The 17,879-nt window shown below is 56.5% G+C and carries 15 protein-coding genes; 7 read left to right on the forward strand and 8 right to left on the reverse strand.

Going from position 1 to position 17,879, the window contains the following annotated elements; translation table 11 throughout:
- Positions 1–32 precede the first annotated feature (32 nt).
- Positions 33–986 carry an ABC transporter ATP-binding protein gene (locus AB1L30_RS16055; protein WP_367014438.1) on the reverse strand — a complete coding sequence of 318 codons (954 nt, stop codon included), beginning with the start codon at positions 984–986 and terminating at the stop codon, positions 33–35.
- 294 nt (positions 987–1,280) lie between these two features.
- On the opposite strand from AB1L30_RS16055, the gene AB1L30_RS16060 reads away from it, so the two are divergent.
- Positions 1,281–1,511, forward strand: coding sequence for a hypothetical protein (locus tag AB1L30_RS16060; RefSeq protein WP_367014440.1), 231 nt, complete (start codon positions 1,281–1,283; stop codon positions 1,509–1,511).
- An 87-nt stretch (positions 1,512–1,598) separates the two neighbouring features.
- Here the strand turns inward: AB1L30_RS16060 and AB1L30_RS16065 are convergent, their stop codons facing one another.
- The 4 genes from AB1L30_RS16065 to AB1L30_RS16080 form a co-directional block, all read right to left on the reverse strand.
- The gene (locus tag AB1L30_RS16065) at positions 1,599–2,447 is read right to left on the reverse strand and encodes a hypothetical protein (RefSeq protein ID WP_367014441.1); all 849 of its coding nucleotides are present in this window, start codon (positions 2,445–2,447) and stop codon (positions 1,599–1,601) included.
- A gap of 111 nt (positions 2,448–2,558) precedes the next feature.
- Positions 2,559–5,231, reverse strand: a complete 2,673-nt coding sequence (locus tag AB1L30_RS16070; RefSeq protein WP_367014442.1) for a patatin-like phospholipase family protein — start codon at positions 5,229–5,231, stop codon at positions 2,559–2,561.
- A 302-nt stretch (positions 5,232–5,533) separates the two neighbouring features.
- Positions 5,534–6,757, reverse strand: a complete 1,224-nt coding sequence (locus AB1L30_RS16075; RefSeq protein ID WP_367014811.1) for a cytochrome c peroxidase — start codon at positions 6,755–6,757, stop codon at positions 5,534–5,536.
- 402 nt (positions 6,758–7,159) lie between these two features.
- Positions 7,160–7,753 (reverse strand): peroxiredoxin, encoded by a 594-nt coding sequence (locus AB1L30_RS16080; RefSeq protein ID WP_367014443.1) that lies wholly within the window; start codon positions 7,751–7,753, stop codon positions 7,160–7,162.
- Between the two features lie 356 nt (positions 7,754–8,109).
- Between AB1L30_RS16080 and AB1L30_RS16085 the strand changes: the two genes are divergently transcribed.
- The gene (locus tag AB1L30_RS16085) at positions 8,110–8,457 is read left to right on the forward strand and encodes a hypothetical protein (RefSeq protein WP_367014444.1); all 348 of its coding nucleotides are present in this window, start codon (positions 8,110–8,112) and stop codon (positions 8,455–8,457) included.
- Positions 8,458–8,466: 9 nt separating this feature from the next.
- Here AB1L30_RS16085 and AB1L30_RS16090 read toward each other — a convergent pair whose 3' ends face one another.
- Positions 8,467–9,585: an ADP-ribosylation factor-directed GTPase activating protein isoform b gene (locus AB1L30_RS16090; RefSeq protein ID WP_367014445.1), complete on the reverse strand. Its 1,119-nt coding sequence runs from the start codon at positions 9,583–9,585 to the stop codon at positions 8,467–8,469.
- A 296-nt stretch (positions 9,586–9,881) separates the two neighbouring features.
- Between AB1L30_RS16090 and AB1L30_RS16095 the strand changes: the two genes are divergently transcribed.
- The 5 genes from AB1L30_RS16095 (at position 9,882) to AB1L30_RS16115 (ending at position 14,825) form a co-directional block, all read left to right on the forward strand.
- Positions 9,882–10,556, forward strand: a complete 675-nt coding sequence (locus tag AB1L30_RS16095; protein WP_367014812.1) for a zinc metallopeptidase — start codon at positions 9,882–9,884, stop codon at positions 10,554–10,556.
- Positions 10,557–10,766: 210 nt separating this feature from the next.
- A complete protein-coding gene (locus AB1L30_RS16100; RefSeq protein ID WP_367014446.1) occupies positions 10,767–11,873 on the forward strand; it encodes a hypothetical protein in 1,107 nt (368 codons plus the stop codon).
- Positions 11,874–12,006: 133 nt separating this feature from the next.
- On the forward strand, positions 12,007–13,128 hold the full coding sequence (locus AB1L30_RS16105; protein ID WP_367014447.1) for a hypothetical protein: 1,122 nt from the start codon (positions 12,007–12,009) through the stop codon (positions 13,126–13,128).
- A 98-nt stretch (positions 13,129–13,226) separates the two neighbouring features.
- Entirely contained in the window at positions 13,227–14,327 is a 1,101-nt protein-coding gene (locus AB1L30_RS16110) for a hypothetical protein (RefSeq protein ID WP_367014448.1), read from the forward strand.
- A 12-nt stretch (positions 14,328–14,339) separates the two neighbouring features.
- Entirely contained in the window at positions 14,340–14,825 is a 486-nt protein-coding gene (locus AB1L30_RS16115; protein ID WP_367014449.1) for an MEKHLA domain-containing protein, read from the forward strand.
- 7 nt (positions 14,826–14,832) lie between these two features.
- Here AB1L30_RS16115 and AB1L30_RS16120 read toward each other — a convergent pair whose 3' ends face one another.
- Positions 14,833–16,155, reverse strand: a complete 1,323-nt coding sequence (locus tag AB1L30_RS16120; protein WP_367014450.1) for a polymer-forming cytoskeletal protein — start codon at positions 16,153–16,155, stop codon at positions 14,833–14,835.
- Between the two features lie 128 nt (positions 16,156–16,283).
- A complete protein-coding gene (locus AB1L30_RS16125) occupies positions 16,284–17,840 on the reverse strand; it encodes an altronate dehydratase family protein (RefSeq protein ID WP_367014451.1) in 1,557 nt (518 codons plus the stop codon).
- Between the last annotated feature and the right edge of the window lie 39 nt (positions 17,841–17,879).

The raw sequence follows: 17,879 nt of genomic DNA on the forward strand, positions 1-17,879 counted from the left end.
ATCGGTGCTTGTTCTAGGAGTTGCGCGGGTGGCTACTGCGGCGTTTCGCTGGTCACGATATTGAGGAAGGCTTCTTCCAGGCTCGTTCGGAGCCGACGGATTTCAACGATGTCGATCTGATGCTGCCGCAGTTGATCGATGCATTGATTGAGCATGGCCTGGTCTTCGGCCGAGACGACAACGCGAGCCAGATGGTCGCCGTCGGTTTGCCAAGGTTCCGTTTCGACTGCTGACAGGGCGTACTGCATCTGGTCGATCGAACCTCGCATGACGAATTCGACCCGAGCATTGGGGTGCGTGGTGATCTCTTCAATCGTGCCCACCTTTTGGACACGTCCCCCCAGCAAGATGGCAGCCTGGTCGCAGACCATTTCGATCTCTTGCAGCTGGTGACTATTCAAAAAGATGGTCGTTCCTTCCTGCTGCAGTTCTTTCAGCAAGCGACGAATATCGGCTCGGCCAACGGGATCGACGCCGTCGGTCGGTTCGTCGAGGATCACCAGCTCGGGATTGTGCAGAAGCGACTGGGCGATCCCCAAACGCTGTTGCATCCCCTTCGAGTATTTATGAACCGGTGTGTTGCCCCACTTGGAAAGTCCGACCCGCTCCAGCAACGCGGGCCGTTTCGCCAACACTTCCGAGCGACTCAATCCACTTAGCCCGCCGTAATAAATCATCGCGGCGTTGCCGGTCAGATGCCGCGGAAAGCGATGGTGCTCTGGCAGATACCCAACCATCTTGCGACCCAGTCGATCGCCCAGCGGTCGTCCCAGCAAGGCTCCATTGCCGGAAGATCGCTTAACGAGCCCCAACAGAATCTTGATGAGGGTCGTCTTGCCGGCTCCATTGGGACCAAGCAAACCGAAGATCGTTCCGCGCGGAACCGTCAACGAGACTCCACGTAGCGCATTGACCTGCTTCGACGTGAAAAGCCCCTCACGATACGACTTGTGCAGGTCTTGCACGTCGATAATTGCTTCCGCCATGAGCCCGATTCAGAGATGAGAAAAGCGTCGGTGCGTGCCTGGTCCATCCAAGACAACAACGCACCAATGGTACCGTCTTCGCTTCGTGTTACCAATGATCAGGCGGATTGGCTTCCGAATTCTCAAGAAAGGGGGAAAAGAATCACGGAAAAGTCACAATGGCCATCAATCGCCCTGGCTCACTTAGTCAGATACCACGAAAGAACCATCTGGCACACTGTTTGCTCTCCTCGGATTCAAACAAACTCGCTGGTGCTGCCAGGCGCCGCTTCATTCGTAAACAGGAGATTCGAGATGACCCTGATGGTAATCATTCTGGTCGTGGTGATGTTTTTGGCCCTGAGCGGAGCAAGCTACGGCTACGCTTCCCGTCCTGTCGATGGACCTTATCCAGTCTACATGGCGCCACTAGGTGGTCTGGCCAGCTTGCTGCTGCTTGCCCTGGTCGTCGTACTGGTGATGGGCATGCTGAATGGTTTCGAGGGCTTCACGCTCGACCTTCCACGAATCACGGTCGATCCGTAACCGCTTACCCCCTGAGTGCGAAAAGGCCTGGACGTTATCTTACCGTCCAGGCCTTTTTCTTTTCTTGCGTCAACCAATGTCGATTGGTTACTTCGCCGCGTTCGGAAAGACTGACTTCCAATCGACCTCTTCACCCGGCTTGAGTGGTCCTCGGACGACCCACTTGGCCGCATCGACAATCAGCGGTGGATTGCCAAGTTTCCATTTGAACTCAGGATGGGCACTAAACAAGACGAACCGCCCTTCCCCGTACGATCCGCCCAGGATCGCGGGCGTCCCTGGCATCACGCCTCCCTTATCGTCCCCTTTTTTGATGTCGGTACGATAGGTGGCCAGGGCCTTGGTCACGCCGAAACCAGGTTCGTCGGTGATCTCCCACAGCGGACCATTAGCGTAATACATCTCGAGCTTCGGCTTCGCACTGTCGCCTGTTTCCAGCTCGACCACACCTTTGCCGCGTGCCCAGCGACCATCTTGGTAGTCGATGCAGCGAGCGTTGGCGACTTCCACGTATTTCAAGGCATCGTTGTGACCACGCACAAACGAGTAGCCACCTGCACAGCTGGCCATCACGCCGCCGCCACGACGGACGAATGCTTCGACCAGCTTGCCACCTTCTTCGCCAAGCGACTTGTTGAACTTCGTCCCGCTGCCGCCGCCGATGATGAAGATGTCGAGGTCGTCGAGCGCACCGCTGCGGACCTGTTCGCCAGAAACCGCTTTGGCTTCCATCCCGGCTTCGCGAAGAATACGAATGTAGAGACCTTGGCTGGTGTTGCTGCCGGGCTCGGTGGCCGAACTCAAGACACCAACGCGAATTGGCTTGGCCTCGGTCGTCGCTGTCGCTTCCGCTCCAAATGTCGGGGCGGCTGTCAGCGCGGTGAACCACAAGACCATCAACAATAGAAACGGACCGAACATTCGGGGGCAGGCCATAGCTTGTCCAGGGGAGAAACGGGGAGAGTGGAATCCTTTTCATTTTAGTTCCCACTCGCCGAATCATTATCCCCAGAACGACGGCATTTAGCCTAGGCAAGCCATCACGGCTTACTCGCTACGGGTCGAATCGCTACGACGGCTACGATTGGCCATCGACCATTGTCGCTGCTTGCCGGCCGGCGGACCGAGCCAGTCTTCGATCACACGCAGTGGCGGAACGCCGTGCTGTTCCTCGATATCTTGCTGCGAGCTGGTGACCCATTCTTCCGCTTCCTGGTCAAGCTGATTCCAGGCCCGTTCGTAGGTCTTCATCTGCTCGCTGCTTAACTTCCACGACAACGGAGGATCGCTGCTGCCGAAGTAAGGAATCGAAACGACTTTGAACTGGATCGGGTAGAGCCCTGGGCCGGCCGTGCGGTTCTGTCCGAACGAAGGGCGACCTTGTGAAACCTGCCGAGCGGGAATGCCTCGGGATGGCGTCGCTTTGTCGGAAGAGACTTCCGAGGAAGAGATTCCAAAACGTTCCAAACGGTTTCTTGCCTTCCGCTGAGCCTGCAGGCTGAACTGCGAATCGCCTGCGTACTGGGCATCAGACGGGCCATCTTCGGGCGAGCTGCGATCTGGGCGGCGCGACAAATGATGCAGCACCCACATCACCTCTTGTTCGGTGACAGTACGATCTTCCAGGAAACCAACTTCCAACTGACCGCGTTCGGCCTGCGATGCGCCGCGAACGTTACTCAGACCTAACAGCGGACCAATCGTCGCGTAGCTCAACGCCTCGAACTGTCCGCCTGATTCGTCGAAGCTGGCGTGCGGCGAACTGTCGCCATAGTTGTTGATATTGATCAGCAAGATTCGGTCGAACGGACGTTCTTCCGGAGTCTTCTTGCAGAACTTGTCGATCAACTGGCTCACACTTTCCAGCGCCGTCATGATGCCGTCGTTGTCGGCGTAGGCACCGTCCCCCATACGAACCGCAGGCATGACCGCCTCGCCGTTTTCGTCGGCGGCTGGCTTGCTGATCGGCGTGACGTACGGGAACGAAGCGGACAAACGGACCGCCGTGGCGACCTTCATATCGAGATCGTTGCTCCGCAGATCGAAAGCAGAACAGTGCGGATCGATGTCGTGTCCTGCTTCTTCCGAGTTGTGCTGATGTTCATGCAGTGCCGCCGAACCAAGGATCACACGTCGGCCCGATTTCACATCGGTCGCGTTGAAGACCACCACTGGCAGTTGGCCTTGCTTCGACAAGTCGCCCCAGGCACCGAGCTTGGGTGAAGGCCGGCCGGAACTTCGCATGGTGAAGTCCCAAAAGTGTTCGGCAGCCGTACCACGATCGAAAGGCGTGAGCGGTAACACATCGTGGAAGGTCGCGGCAAAGAAGATCGGTTCGAGATTCGATTGCTGGGCACGCTTGCGAACTTCTTCCAGCGGAACCGGGTCATTGGCGTCGCTGATCGCATCGACATAGTACATCGAGCCGACACTGCCACCTGAGACAGCACTGATCATGCCGAGCGAGTTGCGGAAAGTGCCAGGCCAGCGTTCGTCGAGCCGCGTCAGCACTTCCGCCGACCAGGCTGCCGCATGGATCCCGCCCCCTGGGGCAGTTACCACGATCAACGTTCGCTGGTTGCTCTGGCGAGGATCGCGCGAGCCGCTGCGAGGAATGTCGCGGGCCTCGATCGCTTCGACCAGGCTGGTGGAAGCAATCTCGCTTCGTTCGACCTTGAAGTCGTAGTCGCGTACGAAGAACAAGGCGAGCCCCAGGATCGAGGCGGTCAGCAATGTTGAGACACGGAATCGATCGAGCCAGAATGCCATGCCGGAAGCAATGGTCGTCAGGATGGCGACCACCAACGCGAAGTGGCCAATCGTCGGAATGACCTTGGTCAGGTTGCTACCAGGAAAAAGAATATGCTCGGCGATGCCCAGCACAAATGTGGTCGATAGTAACAGCCCCAATAACAAGGCCAATTCCAAGTGCCCTGCCAATGGACGTTCGATGCCGTCGGTGTCCTTCATCGAATAGCCAGGCCCACGGACCAAACCGATTCGAGCCAACATCACCGCGACGCCGCGCGGCAGTTTGGCGACTTCTTCCGGGCGATCGAGAAGATGGTCGTGCTGATGATGCAGCGATTCAAACGGAAAGATCCCGCGCAGGGGAATCACGCCGGGCAGGAAGTATTTTCGGAGGAAGCTCAGCATCACCAGCGACAATGTCGCCAGCAAACCGCCCAGCAGAAATCCGCCATACAAGGTTTCGACGGTGATGAACTCGCGATTGACGCGCAGGTTCAAGTCTGCGACCAGTGTTAAACCAGGCATCGGCAACAAGACCCAGGCCATATAAAGCCACGCCGGCCAGCCCATCCCGCGTCGATGCGAATCTTCCATCATCGCGGCCAGATCACGCGCCTCGCGATGCGAAACCTTGCCGGTCAGTTCGTTCCAATGCGCGAAGCGTTCGGCACCATGCACCCAAGCGGCACGGATTTGCAGCAGCAACAGTGCGGCGGTCACGTACCACGAGAACGAGGCCAGAATCGCCTGCGAGAAGTTATCGAGCAGCAATGCGTTTTCCATCAAAAGTGGAAGCGCAAAGCGGGAGACTGGGACGATGGTAACCAGCAGCAACAAACCAAAGATCGAGAACCGACAGGTACTCGAGACATTGAAAAACTCGCCAATCTGCTGCCAATTGCCAGAAGGCGTTTTCGATTCAGCCTGCGATCGCGTTAACTCACCACCGGTAGTCATACGTCGGTCCATCCTTGGATTGTTTCCAGGGCTCCTCTTCTTCATCCCTGCTCGCGGCGCGGTCGGCGCATGCGAAACTTGCACGTATCTTCCTTATCGGCAAGCTGGTGAAAGTTTGACGATTATGTTCTTGAATCGATGAGAACTTTCCTCGGATTTCCGCCACGATCGGCCGGTCTGAGAGCCTTTCACGAAGCATCTGCTGGCATGCCGGCAGCTAGCGGCCCCCTACCCTGCTACCGTTGGCGCATGAAAAAAGCCTCGAACATGCTGGGTGCTTGAGGCTTCGTTGTTTCTAGCTGGATGCAGAAAGCTTACTGAGGCAGACGACCTGATTCGATGACCGGGAATTCACCGGTACAGGCCTTCATGAAGTTGACCAGATCGGTCTTTTCTTGCTCGGTCAGATTCAGCTTCTTCATCTTGTCGCTCAGGTACGGATTCGGGTGACCACCTTTGTCGTACCATTCGACCACTTCTTCCAGGGTCTTCAGGCTACCGTCATGCATGTAAGGTGCCGTCTGGGTCACGTTACGGACGGTTGGGGTCTTGAACGCGCCGCGATCCTTCTCTTCTTTGGTCACCTCGAAGCGACCGAAATCTGGCTTCTCGACATCCATCCCGATGCCCAGGTTGTGATAGAGTTCGTCACTGAAGTTGGCGCCGGCATGGCAAGCGGTGCAGTTCCCCTTCTCGCTGAAGAATATCTCGCGACCACGACGGGCACTTTCCGACATCCCCTTCGCCTTCTCCTGAGCGTCGGCATACTTCTTGTAGAGCTCGGGATCGTCTTCCTCCAGGAATTCGAGCTCGTCAGCAGGGAACTGCTGCTCGAAGCTACGAACCACTTCGTAATAGTCGTAAGGTGCCGGACCGGTGACGATGGCGCGTTCGAAGGTCGCGATCGCTTTACCAACGTTGTCGATGTTCACACCGTCGCCAAAGATCTTTTCAAACTGAACCTTGTAGCCGGGAATCTTCTTCAAGGTCTCGACGCAGAACTCGTGCGAATTGGCCATTTCGATCGGGTTGGCGATCGGACCGACCGCTTGCTCTTCCAGCGTTGCCGCGCGACCATCCCAGAACTGAGCACCACTTAAAATTCGATTGAACGAAACAGGCGAGTTGCGATTGCCCTGTTGGCCATCGACACCAATACCGAACTGCGACTGAAACGCCCAACCGAATTCAGGCGCATGGCAGCTGGCACAACTGATGGTACCGTCGGACGAAAGACGTGGATCGAAGTAGAGCTGGCGTCCCAGTTCGATCTTGGCACGCGTCATCGGATTCGCGTCGAGCCCGGTGATCTGGCCAGCGGCCGCATTGAGGCCATAAGGAAGTTCGACCTTCAACGCTTTGTGATTCGCCGGATCGGCCAGCCACTTGTTGAGTTCTTCCAACTTCAAAGGACCTTCGCCCGGGATGCCGGCGGTCAGGGCAGGATCGCCCAGAACAACCGTGTCCGAGCTTTCGGCGGCATGGATGCCACTAGCCAGGGTAAGCGAAGCGGCGGCAATCGCCATTGCCAGGCACATGGATTTCATAGTGTGTGTTTCTCCTCGACTCTTACAGGCAGACCGCCAAGGCCATGGTGACTTTGCGTGGGAATTGCTTGGCGAACCTGAAGATCCCCGGAATCGATTCCAGGAGATGTGGTTAGGTGGGTGCGTCGCTGACTTTGGCCGATGTGTGGGAGGCGAATCAACGCATACGGTTATTATGGCAGAAACGATTTGCGAAGCGAAATCGGATCCGTGATTTTCGCCTGATTTTCGGGGAAACCTGCTATTCCAGGCAGCACCTACGAGGGGCCGCGACCGTTTGATTGATTGAGTCTGGGTCTCAATTTCCGAGGCCTCTCCCCCCTACCCTTCGCGCATGAAAAAAGCCCCGAGACGATGCCCAGGGCTTTCGGCGAGTGAATCGCAATCGTTCGCTTAGCTGGAGTATTCCGCTTCGAAGAATTCCTTCGAGGCATCTGGCGAGGCCTTGATGCTGCGGGCGCCTTCCTTCCAGTTGGCTGGGCAAACTTCGCCATTGGCTTCAAAGAACTGCAGAGCCTGAACCATGCGGAGGGCTTCCTCAACGCTACGGCCCAGTGGCAGATCGTTGACGACCTGGTGACGAACGACGCCGTCCTTGTCGATCAGGAACAAGCCACGCAAAGCGATACCGCCTGGCAGCAGCACGTCGTAATTCTTGGCAATGCTCTTGTCGAGGTCGGCGAGCAGAGGATACTTGATTTCGCCGATACCACCTTGGCTACGAGGCGTTTGACGCCATGCCAGATGCGAGAAGTGGCTGTCGATCGAGCAGCCCAGGACCTGGACGTTCAATTGCTTGAAGCTTTCGATCGCTTCCGAGAAGGCAATGATCTCGGTTGGGCAGACGAAAGTGAAGTCCAGCGGGTAGAAAAACAGCAGGACATACTGACCGCGGTAGTCCGTCAGGTTAACCTTCTTGAACGAACCATCTTCCATTACCGCTTCCGCGGCAAAATCCGGAGCTGGCTGGGTAACTAAAACGCTCATCAAACTCTCCCTGGTGTTGGGTACTGCTAAATTGTTGGTAGCTGGAGAACCGGATTTGATCGGGACCGTGGTTCATGGTGACACGTTCGCCACAGCGTCGCAAGGGGCCGTTGACGACCGATCAAATCCGTAGTCTGTGTGGGAGATCGACGCTGACTACGCTCCATCCCTTCGCAGCAACATCGGGTAACTTGGACCTTATTATCCTCATCCTCAAACAATAGGCAACACCCATGGCTAGTTATTTTTCAATAGGCATCTTGATTGCCGGTATCGTCACCATAACGGGCTGTTTTTCCGCAGACGGCGATCTCGAGGGGAAATGGAGCGGTCCTCTTCTGATTTCGGGGCCTGTTTTGCAATCCGAATCAGACTCGGGCCAGCCAGTCATTCAAAATGCCAAAGATGCTCAGCCCAGCAAAATTGGGACGCTAACAATCGAGTTTCAGGGCAACCACCAACTGCAGTTCGCCATCGAACCGAGCGGTTTGGAAAGCATCCGCGTCCCCACGCAAGAAACGGTTGAGTACGAGATCGTTGAAGTGATTTCCGACCTTACCGTGATTCGGCTGCAGCGCAAAGATAGCTGGTACGAATTGCAACTACGTCGCACCGGTCCCGATACGATTACGTTGCACCAGATCGATGCCGACCCGCGTCTTCAGCCGGTCAAACTGAAGCGTGACCGGCCTGCCAAGTCGTAGTCGTAGAAATTACTCGACCGAATACTCACGCGAACCGTAGACACGTTCGCGATAGAGAACCAGCCCGTGGGCCGCGTGATACAGGGCACCACATTCGAGCGAAACCCCTTCGGTACGCTCGAACACTTCGCACTGATACGATGCGGCTCGACGAACCCATTCTTCTTGCAGTTCTTCGTCGGTCAGCGCGATCGACAGAAACTCAAGCGTGTGCCCGGTCGTCCCCAGGTTCTCGGCCAGATCGGGTGAGCTACCAGGACGCTGGAAGTAATTCACGCTCAACGCACCATTGGGGTTCTGATACTGCCGGGCATTCACAATACTCTGCTGAATCAGCTGCTCGGCATCAGCCCAAGGGCCTTCAATCGGCAAGCCGGCCTGCTTCCGGCGTTTGAGGGCCATCGACAAGCCAATCAAACGATGCGTCCCGCCACAAGCACCATTCTCGAGCCCTTGCTCGACTTCGGTTTGAACCAGATCGGTGATGCTCCACTCTTTGCCGGACGAGTCAGTCCACGAGTGGTCGGTCGGAAAATACTTGGTCAGCCCGATCAACGTCCAACTGAACTCTCGCAAGTGATTGCGTGAAGAATCTAACTGAACCTGCTGAACAAAGTTGGTCATCGTAAACGTGTCGGGGCCGACCACAAACTTGGTGTCGGCCGGCAAGTCGCACTGGGAAAGAATGGCCAGCCACTGGTCGTAGTGCCCCTGACCGGAGCGTGTTCCAGGCTCGGTCACGGCACGCATGCCATAGACCTCTTCCGATTCGTCTTGGGTCAGAAGCTTGTTGCCACGTTCGATCGTCCAGCCATTCATCACCCCGCCCTTGCAAAGGTAGTCGACCACCGAGATCGATTCCCCGTCGTGCGTGACCGGAAAGACCCGACCGTAAGCCAGGCTACCGTGCAATATCTGCCAGGCAGCATGGTCCTGCGTGTTGAGGTGCCGATGCTGCAACGTGAAGTCGAGCACTTGATCGATACGGTCGCGAAGTTGTTCCGGCTCGATTTTGTCTCCGGCTGAGATGGGAAGCGCATTTTGCGACAACTCAGGAGGCATCGGCCGGCAACTGGCCAATGAAATCAAGCAAAGCAGAACGAACAAACGGGAAGCAACGGACGTCATGGAAGCAAGTCTGGCAAGACAGAGAGTGGGATACCGAATAACAGTCAAAATCGATCAACTCCCACTACTTTAACTCAGAACGTGCTGGGATGAACTTGGTTTTGCCCCGTTTGAGCAAGAAACTCGCCCCGGCAACCGCAGAAATAGCCGCGCACCGGAAGGGCGCTATAATTACGAGATGGCCCGCAGTTTGCATCCTTACAGGATGCATTTGCGATTCCTGCCATTTCTGCAGGAAACTGCCAGATTCAACCTACAGAATTTGATCCAAGCTTTTGGAGACATAAACCGTGTTAATGTTTGATTTTCGCTACTTCCTGTTCATCGCGCCTGCCTTAATCCTGGCGATGATCGCCCAGGCTTGGCTGCGAAGTGCTTATGCCAAGGCGATGAAACAGGCCGCTCCCCTTTCGGGGGCTGCCGCCGCTCGACATATCCTCGATTCGGCGGGTTTGTACAACGTGGAAGTCCAACAAATTGGCGGGCAACTGTCCGACCACTACGACCCACGTGACAAGGTGCTGCGTTTAAGTACCGATGTTTATTCGTCGCGAACCGCGGCCGCTGTTGGTATCGCGGCTCACGAAGCAGGTCACGCCATTCAGGACGCCCGGAACTACGCGCCGCTGATCATTCGCAACCTGGCCGTGCCGGCCGCCAACTTCGGTTCCAGCTTTAGTTGGATTCTGCTGATTGCAGGGTTTGTAATGACGAACCAATACCTGCTTTGGGCTGGGATTGGTCTGTTCGCTTGCGTGGTGTTCTTTCAGTTGATCAACTTGCCAGTCGAGTTCGATGCCAGTAGCCGGGCTCGTGGGATTTTGATCGAGATGAATATCGTTCCACGCGAAGAAATGCCGGCAGTTCGCAGCGTTTTGAATGCCGCCGCGTTGACCTATGTGGCCGCCACGCTGCAGTCGGTTTTGACGCTGCTGTATTACATCATGCTGGCCTCGAACCGGCGTGACTAACGGGATTCCGCGGGCATACCCCTCAATTTGTGCCTTGAGCATCGCTTCCGCTCGAAGCACACTAGAGAGATGCCAGACGCGGGATACAACTCGGGCGACCCACCTCCGATGTGGCTCTACATCGGAGGTTTGCTCTTATTCATCGCGTTGATCTTTGCCCTCCGCGGTTGTTAAGTGTCGCCTTCGAGCTTGCTGACAGAGAGAGATTGAATGCTGATTCGCTGGGTCTTTTTCCTTGTGGTGTCGACCACTCTCATTGCGCCACTGCACGCGGAAGTTGTTTCGGAAGATTCGCACGAGCTAGATGCTGCGATCGACCACCTGCAGCAGTCAGGTGCCCGCGTTCATCGCAACGGATCGTACCGCGTGACGATCATGGTCGCCGGCAACGAAGAAGTCCAAGACGAGATCCCGGCCAGCTATTCGCTGAACCTGATGGAGACCCCTTCGACTCCAGAAACGCTCGATGCCATCCTGGTGCTTCCTCAGGTCGAAAGTCTGTATGTCGGTTCCGAATTTGAACGGACCGCCGAGGCGTGGGATGCGTTGACGCAACTGGGAGAGCTGAAGCATCTTTATCTGATCGACGATCTGTGCGATGCCGACTTTCCTCGGCTGGCTCAGTTTGAAAACCTCGACGTCCTCTCGTTGCGTCTGGGTGGCTTTGCCCCGGATCAGATGTGGTACCTCGAAACCCTTTCGCAATTGGAAACCTTGTCGCTGACGGTCGATCGCAAGCTCTTTCGCAATTACCTGAGTGGCCTGCCAGAGATCCCGAATCTGAACCACCTGGAAGTCACCATCCTGAACGATTCGCCGATTTCGTTTCAAGGCGTCGAGCATCTCCGCAGTTTGAAGTCGCTGGAAATCAACGCCAAGAATCAGCCCGCCAGCGAGCTGCGTTCGATCGGCCAGTTGCCGAATCTCCAGAGGCTTCAGTTGGCGCACGTTCGTTTCGAGCCGGAAGATCTTTCGCTGCTGCACGAACTGAACCACCTTGAACACATGGTGCTGTATTCGTGCGATCTCCCCGACATCGATGGGGCCGACCTGGCCCGTCTGCATGAGTTGCAGCGATTCGACGCGACCCGTACTCGCTTGACCGACGACGCCATTCGCCGGCTGGCGATGCTCCCGAAGCTGACCCATCTGTCGATTCGGAACGCTCCGATCACCGATGGTTGCCTGCGGGCAATCGCCGCTTCTCCGCATTTGCAGTCGGTCCGGCTGCACGCCACAAGCGTTTCCCCAGAAGGGGCACAGTGGCTCCAAGAAGCCCGACCCGATCTTAGTTTCAGCTATGGTGAGACGCGATAGCACGGCGAAAAGGGCCGGCAAATCGGCCCTGGATTCGAAAAGCTGGCGGATCTTGTCGCATCGTTGGACCGGATTCTATAGGATGATCTGAGCCAGGCTCTTATCCCATTCCGGTCGATCCCAAGGCTTCGCCATGAAATTCTGTCTGCCCGCACTTCGCCGCAGCATTGTTGGTATTGGGCTGCTTTGCCTTCTCATCCCTACGATGAATGCCACTGCGGACGATCGTCGCTACGAGTCTCCAGAGATTCGGGCAGCGATTCTTCATTTGCAGCAGAACGGCGCCCGGGTTCATTTCAACATCGCCCGTCAGCCTATTCGCGGCCAGGAGGACGATACCCCAAAACCGATTCCCTATACGGTGAATCTTTTCGCCATGAAGGCGACCGACGAGAACCTTTCGGCACTGATGGTTTTGCCTCAGGTCGAACGCCTTTACCTGGCCAACCAGTTCGAGCGAAACGAGAAGTCTTGGAAAACACTGTCGCAGTTTGGCGAGCTTCAGCATCTGTACATCATGGATAACCTCAAGAATGAGGACATGGAATACATCGCTGAGTTTTCCAACCTTCAGTCACTGGAAGTGCGGCTGGGCTCGGTCGATGCCGAGTACCTTTGGTACCTGGAAACGCTGGTCAACCTGGAACGCCTGGCAGTGCATGTCGATGGCGAGGACGAAATCTCGTTCGAGTCATTTCCGAACATGCCGAAGCTCTCGCAGCTGATTCTGAACCTGCGTGGCAAGAAGGAGGTCAAACTGGCCGGCATCGAAACTCTCACGCAGCTTCGGACGCTGACGGTTAGTGCTCGCGAAGTGAAAGGCTCCGAACTGCAAGGGATCGCCAAGATTCCGCATCTTCAAGTGATGACCATTTCCAACGCCAACTTTCAGGAAGGCGAACTGGAAATGTTCCGCGAACTGAAAGACCTTCAGTCGCTGAACCTGACGAACTGCAAACTCGCCTCGGACGACCTTTCGTCGCTGGAAGATCTGAATAACCTGGAACGACTGCAGATCTATAACTCACCCGTTACAGACCAGTCGCTGGCAGGGCTGAGCGGTCTTCCCAAGCTCAACTATCTCTACATTCGTGGTGCCGCGATCACGGACGAAGGCCTGAAACATCTCGCGAAAATCCCCAAGTTAGAGCGAGTTTACCTCTACAGCACCGACATCACCGAAGAAGGGGTCAAATGGCTATCGGAGAACCGCCCCGACATGCGCGTCTCGGCCCCAATCCCGAAAAAGATGTAATTGCCGGCAGGATTTCTCGCACGGCGTCGCGGAATTTCGTACGATAGATCATCTTTACCTCGCCCCGGTTTGAACTTGGAACCTTCGAGGATTCGGAGATGATTGGTCTTCGCACCGCTTTTCTTAGCTTGCTGGTTATCGCCATCTATTCCGCCGATCTGGTTCGCGCGGACGGTCCGAAGTACGAGTCTCGCGAAATCGGCGAGGCGATCGAGCACCTTCGCAAGAATGGAGCTCACGTCAATTTCTATTCCGGCCAGATCTTCATGCTGATGAATCAGGCAACCAAGCCTCGGCCGGTCACCTACAACATCAGCATCCACTCAATGAAGCCAACCCCTGAGAACCTTTCGGCACTGCTGGTCATTCCGCGCGTCGATCGCCTGACGCTCAGCACCGGTTTCGAGCGAGACCAGTCCGTCTGGGAAACGCTGATTCAAATGAGCGAGCTCGAATCGCTGACGATCACTGGCGACCTGCAGCAATACGACCTCGAAAACCTCGCCCACTTCACCAACCTTCGCAATCTGACGATCCGTTCGAGCAACATCAAAGTCGCCGACCTCTGGTACCTGGAAGAGCTGACCGAGCTGAAGCATCTGTGGCTGCTCGTTCCCGGCGACTGCGAGCCCTACTTCGACTACCTTGCGCGCTTGCCAAACCTCGATAACCTCAGCTTATACCTGCAAGGAAAGCAGCCGGTGTCGCTCGATGGCATCGAGAAGCTGTCGCAACTTCAAACGCTGACGGTCGATACCCAAGAGTCGGAAGAATCGAACATGCAGGCGATCGGCAAACTCAAGGAGCTGAAGTCGCTGAGTATCTTACGTGCAAAGTTCAAAGCAGAAGAACTCGAACTGTTTCGCGAGCTCGATCAGGTCAGCTACCTGCAACTTCATAGCTGTAATCTGAAAGGGATGCCGGTGGATGTCTTCGGCGAGATGGAAGCCCTGGAACGGGTCCAATTCTCCAACAATGAATTCAGCGACGAGATCCTGAAGGCCCTGGGGCAACTGCCGCGTCTGCACTATCTTTACATTCGCAACAGTCCCATCACGGACGAAGGGCTCAAGTATCTGTACAAGGCCCCTTCCCTGCGAACCGTTCAATTAAGCACCACCGAGATCACGGCGGAAGGAGTCGCTGCCTTGCAGAAGGAACGCCCCACCACGCACGTGATCGCTCCGATCAAGCAGTGAGTTCTCTTTCGCGTGAATCCCTCTCTCGATACACCATGGCTGGAACATGGCTGGCCGGCCCACCTGCAGATTTTGCTCGATTCGTACCGCAAGCTACTCGGCGAAGATCTCGTTCCGCGAAGTGGCGATCCCAACGAAGATGCGCGGCGTGTTTACGACGCTCCTCGCGTGATCGTTTCGCATACAGCGGCGGAAGATCCGATCTTGAACTTCGGTAACCGCAAGGTGCTGGAACTGTGGGAAATCGATGTTGAGACGCTGCTGAAAACGCCTTCTCGCCACACGGCCGAGCCGATGCATCGCGACGAACGAGCTCGCCTTCTCGAGCGAACTACGCGGGATGGGTACGTCGATGACTACCAAGGGATTCGCATCTCTACGACGGGCCGTCGCTTTCAAATCGAACAGGCCATCGTCTGGAATCTAACCGACGCGGCCGGCAACCATGTCGGGCAAGCGGCGACGTTCGATCACTGGACGTTTCTCGAAGCGAAGTAGTTCGCGACTACGAGTCGGTCTTCAAGATCGGTTCGTTTTTCGACGATCCGCCCGAGAACATCCCGCGAAGCAGCCACATCAGCATGCCGCCGAAACCAAACAGCAAGGCGGCAACAAAAACGCCCACGCTGAGGTACGGCACGCAGGTCAGCACCACGTAGAAGACCATGCCGAACGCCAAGGCCAGCGTCAGGCGGCTTCGCGAGGCGATCGGATGATCGGAGAAGACAATCCGCCCGATGGTGATGCAGGTCAGCGTCGCGGCACCAAAGACGAAGAAGTACAGCAGGCTTCCCACATACAGCACCATGCCGAACGCAGCGATCGCGGCCCCTGCCCCAGCCAGACCATCGAGCGTCAGCCAACCGAATAGCATCGGCACCGCCACAATCAACGCCGCTACCAGGCCCAAGCCAATCACCGACAACGGCACCGCCAGGAAGCCCGCCAGAAAGCTGATGATCGGTCGCTGCACGATTTGATCGACCGTCTGGCCGGTCGTTTTCGGACAACAGACAATCATCAAGATGCCCATCAGCAGCATCGTGATGTAGCGTTTGATTTGATCCCAGAAATAGTTCGTATTGTCGCTGGCCGCCGGCGCCGTCGGACTCTGTGGCTTCATCCATTCGATCGGCCCGGTGACTTTCGCTCCCCCTTCGATATCGGCTTCGTTCGGCGACCGATACGTCAGCTTTCCACCGATCGAAGCCCCATCGCGGATCGTTAAACCAGGATCGACCAGCGGCAGATCGATCGTCCGCAGTTGCTGCCACATTGTCGCTGGCGGTGGCATCTTCTTCCCGTTACGAAGCCCCGTCGTGATGCTCAGTTCGCGACCGATCGAGCCACTCACTTCGGCTCGGCTGACCGCTGCCCAGACATCGTCTTCAATCTCACCCCCTAGTGCCGCTTGAAACCCTGCGAAGACCACATCGCCGTCGACCGTGGCACCTTCGGCCACCTCCAGCGAATAGCCAGCCGCCACCAGGTCTCCCTTCAAGGTTGCTCCTTCGTCGATCAGGATGGCCTGGCCAGCAAGGCGGCTCGTTCGTCCGACCTTCCCTTTCACCAGGATCTCTTGCCCGGCGACGATCAGCCCACCTTGAATGTCGCCATCCGCTTTCACCCGCTGAGCGTACACGACCAGGTCGCCGGTGATAGTTCCTTCGACCACGACCGATTGTGCCAGAACATAGAGGTCACCTTCCCAGGTATCATCCGCTGCGATGGTAACGGTTTCGCCATGCAGAAACTCTGCCGCCGAAGCAGGGGAAACGAAGGCAAGTAACGCGAAAACGACCAGGCAGGACAAGAGGTGGGTACGCACAGATCGACACTCCCAGAAGCAATGAAGGGGATTCCAAGGTGAGATAATCGAGAGCAGTCTCAACGCATCGTAGATGACGCATCGGTCGATTGCAAAAAAGTTCGACCGATCGCTTTGCAGGCAAACGATTACAAAGTCGGACCAACCAGCCAGGGAACGAACTCTTCGTCTCCAATACCTTGTTGCTCGCTTTTCGTTTTCTTTCCACTGGCAACCGCCAAGATCTCTTCGAAGATCCGCTCGCCTGCTTCGGTGATCGACTCCCCTTCCAGGACGGTCCCGGCGTTGATGTCCATGTCGGAAATCATCCGGTCGTACATCGGCGTGTTCGTCGCGATCTTGATCGAAGGGGTCGGCTTGCAGCCGAAGCAGCTTCCCCGTCCGGTCGTGAAGCAAATGACATTCGCTCCGCCGGCCACCATGCCGGTGACACTGGCCGGGTCGTAGCCTGGGGTGTCCATCAATACCAGGCCCTTGGCCTCGACTGGTTCAGCGTAGTGATAAACATCGACCAGAGCCGTACTGCCTGCCTTGGCGACGGCTCCCAGCGATTTCTCGGCGATTGTCGTGAGCCCACCCGCTTTGTTGCCCGGCGAAGGATTGTTGTCCAATTCGACACCGAACATCGCGACGTACTTTTTCCACCATTCGATCCGTTCGATCAGCTTGTCAGCGATTTCAGGCGTGACCGCGCGACGCGTGAGCAGATGCTCTGCTCCATAAACTTCGGAGGTCTCGCTGAGGATGGCCGTTCCGCCACAAGCCACAATTCGATCGCTGGCGATTCCTAAGGCAGGGTTCGCTGTGACGCCAGAGTTTCCGTCGCTGCCGCCACATTCAAGACCGACGCACAGATGGCTTGCCGAAACGGTCTGTCGCTGGATGTCGTTGACCTGGGGCAGCATCGTACGGATCTGGGCGATTCCAGCTTCGACCGTCTGCATGGTCCCCCCCATGTCTTGCATCGAAAGCACCAACGGACCAGGGCGATCGGCACCACCCACGCCATCGATTTGCACCAGATTATGCTGCTGCAGCAAATAGCCCATCGCTCCGGTTTCGCAGCCGAGGCCCACCAACAGGAAGCCGCCGACGTTGGGATGCTGAGCCATGCCGGCCATCAGGCGATTCAGTGTCTGGTGCGCTTCGCCACCAAATTGCATACCGCAGCCGGCACCATGTTTCATGGCGATGATCCCGTCGACGTTGGGATATTTGGCCAGTTCTTCTTGCGGAAAGCGTTCGGCAATGAACCGAGCCACGCTGGCCGAGCAGTTCACCGTGCTGATCACCGCCAGATAGTTTCGCGTGCCAACTTTTCCGTTGGTTCGGACATAGCCCTCGAACGTCCGACCTTCGATTGGCTGAGGTGCCGGAGGCACGGCCGAGCTTGGCGCATATTCGGCGTGGACATCGATCATTGCCAGATTATGCGAGTGGACATGTTCGCCGGCGGCAATGTCGCAGGTCGCCTGACCAATGATCTGGCCGTACTTCACGACGGTCTCTCCCTGGGCAATCGCCTGAATGGCCACCTTATGCCCGGCAGGAATCGCATTGAGGGCTACGACCTCCCCCTCCAGGCCATGGAGCACTGATTTGGCAGGAATAACGGTCCTGGCGACGGCAACGTTGTCGAAATTGTCCAGTCTGACGAGTTGCGAGGAAAAATTCTCGTCAAGCATTCCAAGTGCCCTATAATTGAGATCCGAGTTGCGAGATTT

This window comes from Bremerella sp. JC817, assembly GCF_040718835.1.
Taxonomy (GTDB): domain Bacteria; phylum Planctomycetota; class Planctomycetia; order Pirellulales; family Pirellulaceae; genus Bremerella.